The sequence below is a fragment of the Candidatus Andeanibacterium sp. genome (assembly GCF_057143545.1).
On sequence record NZ_DBNHSF010000196.1, the window covers coordinates 1 to 6,970 of the forward strand.

General features: G+C 64.4%; 9 protein-coding genes. 3 read left to right on the plus strand and 6 right to left on the minus strand.

What is annotated here, in order from left to right; translation table 11 throughout:
- From AC16XC_RS11510 to guaA, 6 genes are all read right to left on the minus strand, one after another.
- On the minus strand, window positions 1-238 hold a 238-nt coding region (locus AC16XC_RS11510; RefSeq protein WP_484034798.1), incomplete at its 3' end, for an N-acetyltransferase family protein.
- Between the two features lie 3 nt (window positions 239-241).
- On the minus strand, window positions 242-607 hold the full coding sequence (locus AC16XC_RS11515; protein ID WP_484034799.1) for a hypothetical protein: 366 nt from the start codon (window positions 605-607) through the stop codon (window positions 242-244).
- A gap of 13 nt (window positions 608-620) precedes the next feature.
- A complete protein-coding gene (locus AC16XC_RS11520; protein ID WP_484034800.1) occupies window positions 621-1,016 on the minus strand; it encodes a type II toxin-antitoxin system VapC family toxin in 396 nt (131 codons plus the stop codon).
- Entirely contained in the window at window positions 1,013-1,270 is a 258-nt protein-coding gene (locus AC16XC_RS11525) for a type II toxin-antitoxin system Phd/YefM family antitoxin (RefSeq protein WP_484034801.1), read from the minus strand. Before AC16XC_RS11525 ends, AC16XC_RS11520 begins: the two co-directional genes overlap by 4 nt.
- A gap of 41 nt (window positions 1,271-1,311) precedes the next feature.
- On the minus strand, window positions 1,312-1,524 hold the full coding sequence (locus AC16XC_RS11530; RefSeq protein WP_484034802.1) for a hypothetical protein: 213 nt from the start codon (window positions 1,522-1,524) through the stop codon (window positions 1,312-1,314).
- A 4-nt stretch (window positions 1,525-1,528) separates the two neighbouring features.
- Window positions 1,529-3,118, minus strand: a complete 1,590-nt coding sequence (guaA, locus tag AC16XC_RS11535; RefSeq protein ID WP_484034803.1) for a glutamine-hydrolyzing GMP synthase — start codon at window positions 3,116-3,118, stop codon at window positions 1,529-1,531.
- A 129-nt stretch (window positions 3,119-3,247) separates the two neighbouring features.
- Here guaA and AC16XC_RS11540 point away from each other — a divergent pair, with 129 nt between their 5' ends.
- The 3 genes from AC16XC_RS11540 to AC16XC_RS11550 all read left to right on the plus strand — a co-directional run.
- Window positions 3,248-3,406, plus strand: coding sequence for a hypothetical protein (locus AC16XC_RS11540; RefSeq protein WP_484034804.1), 159 nt, complete (start codon window positions 3,248-3,250; stop codon window positions 3,404-3,406).
- Between the two features lie 161 nt (window positions 3,407-3,567).
- A complete protein-coding gene (gyrB, locus tag AC16XC_RS11545; protein ID WP_484034805.1) occupies window positions 3,568-6,102 on the plus strand; it encodes a DNA topoisomerase (ATP-hydrolyzing) subunit B in 2,535 nt (844 codons plus the stop codon).
- A 99-nt stretch (window positions 6,103-6,201) separates the two neighbouring features.
- Window positions 6,202-6,970 (plus strand): metallophosphoesterase family protein (locus tag AC16XC_RS11550; RefSeq protein ID WP_484034806.1); only part of this gene is annotated, 769 nt, incomplete at its 3' end.

Consider the following 6,970-nt stretch of genomic DNA (forward strand, 5'->3'; position numbering starts at 1 on the left):
CGACCACCATCATCGAGATTCGGCCCACGGGTTTGGGGCGATGGAGTACGCGCATGATCGAGGTCGAAAGGCAGCCGACCACCCGCCCGCCCTCTTCGGCGACCAGCACTTCGCGGCCATCGGCGCGGATTTCGGCGAGGCGGGCGGCGATGTCGTCTGCCGCCGCCTTATAACCCAATTGTTCGATCAGCCCCTCGAGCGCAGCGCAATCCTGTGCGGCCGCGGGCCTGATGCGCATCGCCTAGCCCTTGCGCGAGGCCAGCAAGCCGGCAAGGAACCCGCCCGCCGCGCCGCCCGCCAGTTTCAACCCGTGGTTGACCCAGGCCATCAGCGGATATTCCTGCGCCCCTGATACGACATTGGGAGCCTGCAGCGCGTAGTAGAACAAGGTCCCGACGATCCCGACCGCCACGCCGATCGACAGGCGGGAAGTGTGCGCGGGCCGCGCGGCCCACCAGCCTCCCAGAGCGAACAGGACGAACGCAACCGCGAGGCCCTCCGGCTTGTAGCCAACCAGGTCCTGGGTCGCGAGGTAGTAGACATAGACCGCGTAGAGCAGTTCGACAGCGACCCCGGCGATGACGATGCGCTTCCAGTATTGGGTCATTGACGGTCTCCCCTTACACGGCGGATGCTATGTCAGTTTGCGCGAAATCATCGCCTTTGTAGAGCAGCGGAATCCCGCGCGCCTTGGCCAGCGCATAGCTGAACAAATCGCCGAAATTGAGCCCGGCAGAATTGCCGCTGCCCTTGCTGTACCGCGCGAAGGCAGCATAGGCGATGTCGAGATCGGCGTTTTCGATCGGGACGACCTGCGCCATTGTCGCCAGGAGCAATTCGTCAAGCTGCTGAACCAACGCCTTCCCACCACGCCGGTGGCATACGATCCTTGCTTCCGTAATCGTCCCCGGAGAAACGAACACCTGGTCGGCTTGCTCCAGTGCCTCCAGGAATGCTTCCCGTTCGGGCTCATTCTTCAGGATCGCCATCAGCGCCGAGGTGTCTACCGCGATCAAACCGGGAGGCCGTTCTCGTCCCAGTCAAGATCGTCCACGTCCGCGAGAACCGGCAATGCATCGACCCGGGCCAAAATCTCGTCGATCTTGCGCCGCCGCGCCTCGCGGTCGATCGACTGCGCCTCGGGCACCGGGATCAACCGCACCTGCGGCTTGCCGTCGCGGTCGATTACCACCTCCTCCCCGCGTAGGGACGCGGAGATCAGCTTGGACAGTTTTGCCTTGGCCTCGGCGATGTTGACGTGGATGGTCATGGCATGAGGATAGGTTGACCAAGGAGGTTGGTCAAGTTGGCCTAATCGTCGATCTCGGGATGCCGCGCCCCCGCGTCGCGGAGCATTCGGGCCAGTTTCTTGAACAAATGAGGATGGCCTCGCTTACTGCCAGCATCGATATTGACAGTCGAGAAGCCTTGTCCCTCGATGGCCAAATGGATGTGACCGGTATCCTCGCGAAACCAGACGCCGACCTTCGGATAAACAGTCCGTCCAATGGCGCTTTTCTCCACTCCCTCACTCCCACTCGATCGTCCCCGGCGGCTTCGAGGTATAATCGTACACCACCCGGTTGATGCCCTTGACCTCGTTGATGATCCGGGTGGCGACGCGGCTCAGGAACGCCGCGTCGAAGGGATAGATGTCGGCGGTCATGCCGTCGGTCGAAGTCACCGCGCGCAAGCCGCAGACATTGTCGTAAGTGCGGTAATCGCCCATCACCCCGACCGTGCGCACCGGCAGCAGCACCGCGAAAGCCTGCCAGATCGCGTCATACAGCCCGGCATTGCGGATTTCCTCGAGATAGATCGCATCGGCCTTGCGCAGGATATCGCAGCGTTCCTTCGTCACCTCGCCCGGGATGCGGATCGCGAGGCCGGGGCCGGGGAAGGGATGGCGGCCGACAAAGGCTTCGGGCAGGCCCAGCTCGCGGCCAAGCTCGCGGACCTCGTCCTTGAACAGTTCGCGCAGCGGCTCGACCAGCTCCATCTTCATCCGCTCGGGCAGCCCGCCGACATTGTGGTGGCTCTTGATCGTCACCGAAGGCCCGCCGGTGAAGCTGACGCTTTCGATCACGTCGGGGTAAAGCGTGCCCTGCGCGAGGAAATCCGCCCCGCCGATCTTGCGCGCCTCTTCCTCGAACAGGTCGATGAAGGCCGCGCCGATGAATTTGCGCTTCCTTTCGGGATCGGTCTCGCCCGCGAGGCCGGCGAGGAACTTGTCCTCGGCATCCACGGCAACAAGCGGGATATTGTAATGGTCGCGGAACAGGCTGACGACCTGCTCAGCCTCGCCCAGCCGCATCAGCCCGTGGTCGACGAACACGCAGGTCAGCTGCTCGCCCACCGCCTCGTGGATCAGGACCGCCGCGACCGCGCTGTCGACCCCGCCCGAGAGCCCGCAGATCACCTTGCCGTCACCCACCTGCTGGCGGATTTCCTCGATCTTGGTCTTGCGGAATTCGGCCATCGTCCAGTCGCCAGCCAGCCCGCAGACATGGCGCACGAAATTGGCGATCAGCTTCGCCCCGTCGGGCGTGTGGACCACTTCGGGATGGAACTGGGTGCCGTAATAGCGCCGCTCGTCATCGGCGATGAGGGCAAAGGGCGCGCCGTCGCTGGTGGCGACCACGCGGAAGCCGGGGGCGAACTTCGTCACCTTGTCGCCATGGCTCATCCACACCTGGTGGCGCTCGCCGACCTGCCACAGCCCGTCGAACAGCACGCATTCGTCGGTCACGGTCAAATAGGCACGGCCGAATTCGCCGTCCCATTCGCCATCCGAGCCCGGCTCGACCGTGCCGCCGAGCTGGTGGGTCATCACCTGCTGGCCGTAACAGATGCCGAGGATCGGCAGGCCGCTGTCGAATACGATCTGCGGCGCGCGGGGGGAACCTTCCTCGGGCACGCCGGCCGGGCTCCCCGAGAGGATGATGCCCTTGGGCCTGAGCCGGTGGAACGCCTCTTCCGCCATGTTGAACGGGGCGATCTCCGAATAGACCCCCGCCTCGCGCACCCGGCGGGCGATCAGCTGGGTCACCTGGCTGCCGAAATCGACGATCAAAATCGAGTCTGGCAGGATGGAATCGGGAAGGTGGCTGGCGTCCATGCGGTCCGTTAGGCGGGCGAAGCGCCTGCTGTCCAGCCATTCGCGCGCAAATCCACGCCTTGCGGAAGGCGGGTGCGATCTGATTGCATTTCTTGCAACTGCACAAGATTTTTTCGCAATTGAACTATCTTGCTGCACCCCCATATCGAAGGCGGAAGCAATGGGCGGATGGCCGCGAAGGGTGTTTTCAAACAGGACGACACCATGCGCATAGTCACCCACCACCTCCTGCCGCTGCTCGCCGCGGCTTCGACCAGCACCTTGCTGCTCGGCGCCGCGATTATCTGAGCTCCCTCCCCCCCAAGCGGCAGGAGCTTGCGCGGCCGCCCCTCCCCCCGGGGCGGCCGTTTGCTTTTGGCTGAAAACCTGCGCTTTTCAGGCATCCAAAAGCCTGTGGAACAAAGGCATGAAAGCTTCCTAATCCCGGTCCCAATGCCTATATGATCGGCATGTCGGACAAAGCAGAAAAAGCCCCCAGGAAAAGCGGTTACGGTGCGGAATCGATCAAGGTCCTCAAGGGCCTCGATGCGGTGCGCAAGCGCCCCGGAATGTATATCGGCGATACCGATGACGGGTCGGGCCTCCATCACATGGTGTTCGAGGTTTCGGACAACGCGATCGACGAAGCGCTGGCCGGCCATTGCGACCAGGTGCTGATCGAACTGAACCCCGACGGCTCGGTAAGCGTCGAGGACAACGGCCGCGGCATCCCGGTCGACATCCACAAGGAAGAGGGCGTGTCGGCCGCCGAAGTGATCATGACCCAGCTCCATGCGGGCGGGAAATTCGAGAACACCTCGGACGACAATGCCTACAAGGTTTCCGGCGGGCTCCACGGGGTCGGCGTCTCGGTCGTCAACGCACTCAGCGAATGGCTGGAACTGACCGTCTGGCGCGAAGGCAAGGAGCACTGGATGCGCTTCGAGCATGGCGATGCGGTCGAAAGCCTGCGCGTGGTCGGCGATGCGCCCCCGGTCGAACGCAATGGCGACGAGAACGGGTTCAAGAAGGGCACCCGCGTGACTTTCCTCGCCTCCGGCGAAACCTTCAAGAACGTCACCGAATTCGATTTCGAGAAGCTCGAGCATCGCTATCGCGAGCTGGCCTTCCTCAATTCGGGCGTCCGCATCCTGCTGCGCGACAAGCGCCACCAGCCGGTGATCGAGCACGACCTGTTCTACGAAGGCGGGATCGGGGCGTTCGTGCGATGGCTCGACCGCAACAAGCAGCCGCTGCTGCCCGATCCGATAACGATCAGTTCCGAGCGCGACGGGATCGGGATCGATGTCGCGCTCGAATGGAACGATTCCTATTACGAAAACGTCCTCTGCTTCACCAACAACATCCCCCAGCGCGACGGCGGCACCCATCTGGCGGCGTTCCGCGCGGCGCTGACCCGCACGATAAACAACTACGCCGACAAATCCGGCCTGCTCAAGCGCGAGAAGGTCAGCCTGACCGGCGACGACATGCGCGAAGGGCTGACCGCGATCGTTTCGGTCAAGCTGCCCGACCCCAAATTCGGCTCGCAGACCAAGGACAAGCTGGTTTCGTCCGAAGTGCGCCAGCCGCTCGAGAGCCTGATGGCCGACAAGATGAACGACTGGCTCGAGGAAAACCCGGCCCATGCCAGGGCGATCATCCAGAAGATCATCGATGCGGCAGCCGCGCGCGAGGCGGCCAGGAAGGCGCGCGAAATGTCGCGCAAGGGCGCGCTCAGCGTCGCTTCGCTGCCGGGCAAGCTCAGCGATTGCCGCGAACGCGATGCATCCAAGTGCGAACTGTTCCTGGTCGAGGGCGATTCCGCCGGCGGTTCGGCCAAGAGCGGGCGCGACAGCCAATACCAGGCGATCCTGCCCTTGCGCGGCAAGATCCTCAACGTCGAACGTGCCCGGTTCGACCGGATCATCTCTTCCAAGGAAGTCGGCACGCTGATCCAGGCGATGGGCACCGGGCTGCGCGACGAGTTCGACCTCGACAAGCTCAGATATCACAAGATCATCATCATGACCGACGCGGATGTCGACGGCGCGCATATCCGCACCCTGCTGCTGACCTTCTTCCACCGCCAGATGCCCGAAATCATCAAGGCCGGGCACCTGTTCATCGCCCAACCGCCGCTGTTCAAGGTCTCCAAGGGCAAGTCCGAAGTCTATCTCAAGGACCAGGGCGCGCTCGACCGTTACCTCGTCGATGCCGGGGTCCAGGGCCGCGTGCTCGAAGGCCAGGGCGGCGCGCGCAGCGGAGCGGACCTTGCCGGGCTGGTCGAACACGCGATGCGGATGAAGAGCCTGATGGGGTTCGTCCCGCGCAAATACAATTACCCTGTGGTCGAGGCGATGGCGCTGGCCGGTGCGCTCGATCCTGCCTTGTCGGGCAAGGCGCTCACGGCCGCGCTGGACAGGGCCGCCGCCCATCTCGGCATGGGCGATCCCGAAGCGGAATGGAGCGCGCAATTGCGCGACGACGGCAGCGCGATCTTCGCCCGCAAGTGGCGCGGGGTGACCGATGTCCACGAGATCGAGGCGGGATTCTTCGGCGGCACCGAGGCGCGCAAGCTTCATCGTCTCGCCGGCGAGCATGCCGATGCCTATGCCGGCCCGATGCGGCTGGCGAAAGGCGGCGGCGAATCCGAGCCCGAGCCGGAACCGGAAGCCGAAGAGGATGCGCCCGAAGAAGCCGTCACGACGGCCCCGATCACTGCCGACGGGAGCATCACGCTGCCCTCGCAATTGCTCGAAGCGGTGCTCGGTGCGGGCCGCAAGGGCCTCTCGATCTCGCGCTACAAGGGCCTCGGCGAAATGAATGCCGAACAGCTGTGGGAGACGACGCTCGATCCCGACAACCGGATCCTGCTGCAGGTCAAGGTCGAGGATGCCGACGTGACCGACGAGATCTTCACCCGGCTGATGGGCGACGTGGTCGAACCGCGCCGCGAATTCATCCAGGAGAATGCATTGAATGTCGCGAACCTCGATGTCTGACGACATCGAGAACCGCTGGGGGCCCTCAACGTCGCCAATCTCGACGTGTGACCCGCAAGCGGTCATGATGCGGTCATCCGGTAACGACAGGAGCGCAGGATGAAGCGCGCATTCCTTACCACGCTTGTGGCCATCACGCTGGCAGGGTGCAACGCTTCCTACGAGCAGGGCATATTTACCGCCCGCCCCGGCCCCGCGCCCGAAGGCCCGGCCGAACCGGTGACCGTCGGGATCATCGCGATCAACGATTTCCACGGCCAGCTCGAACCGCCGCGCCAGACGGTGACCCTGCCGGTGCCGGGCGGCGAGCCGGCGGTGGTGCCGGCCGGCGGCGCGGCGTGGCTGGCGAGCGCGATCGAAGGTGCGCGGGCGAAATACCAGTACAGCCTGACTGTCTCGGCGGGCGACCTCACCGGTGCCTCGCAGCTCAGCTCGTCGCTGTTCCTCGACGAACCGACGATCGGGGTGATGAACCGCATCGGGCTCGAATTCAACGCGGTCGGCAACCACGAATTTGATCGCGGCGCGGCCGAGCTCCAGCGGCTGCAATTCGGCGGCTGCGAGCAATATTTCACCCGCACCCCCTGCGCGGTGGAGCCCGCCTTTGGCGGCGCGCGCTTCACCTATCTCGCCGCCAATGTCGAGCAACTGGACGGGACGACGCTGTTCCCCGGCAGCGCGCTGAGGCATTTCGGCAATGGGCGGGGGCGGGTCGCGATCGGGCTGATCGGGCTGACGCTCAAGGAAACCCCCAGCATCGTTTCGGCCGGCGGGGTCGAAGGGCTGACCTTCACCGACGAGGCCGAGACGATCAACGCCGCCGCAAGCACGCTCAAGCTGGCGGGCGCCGATGCGGTGGTGGTGCTGG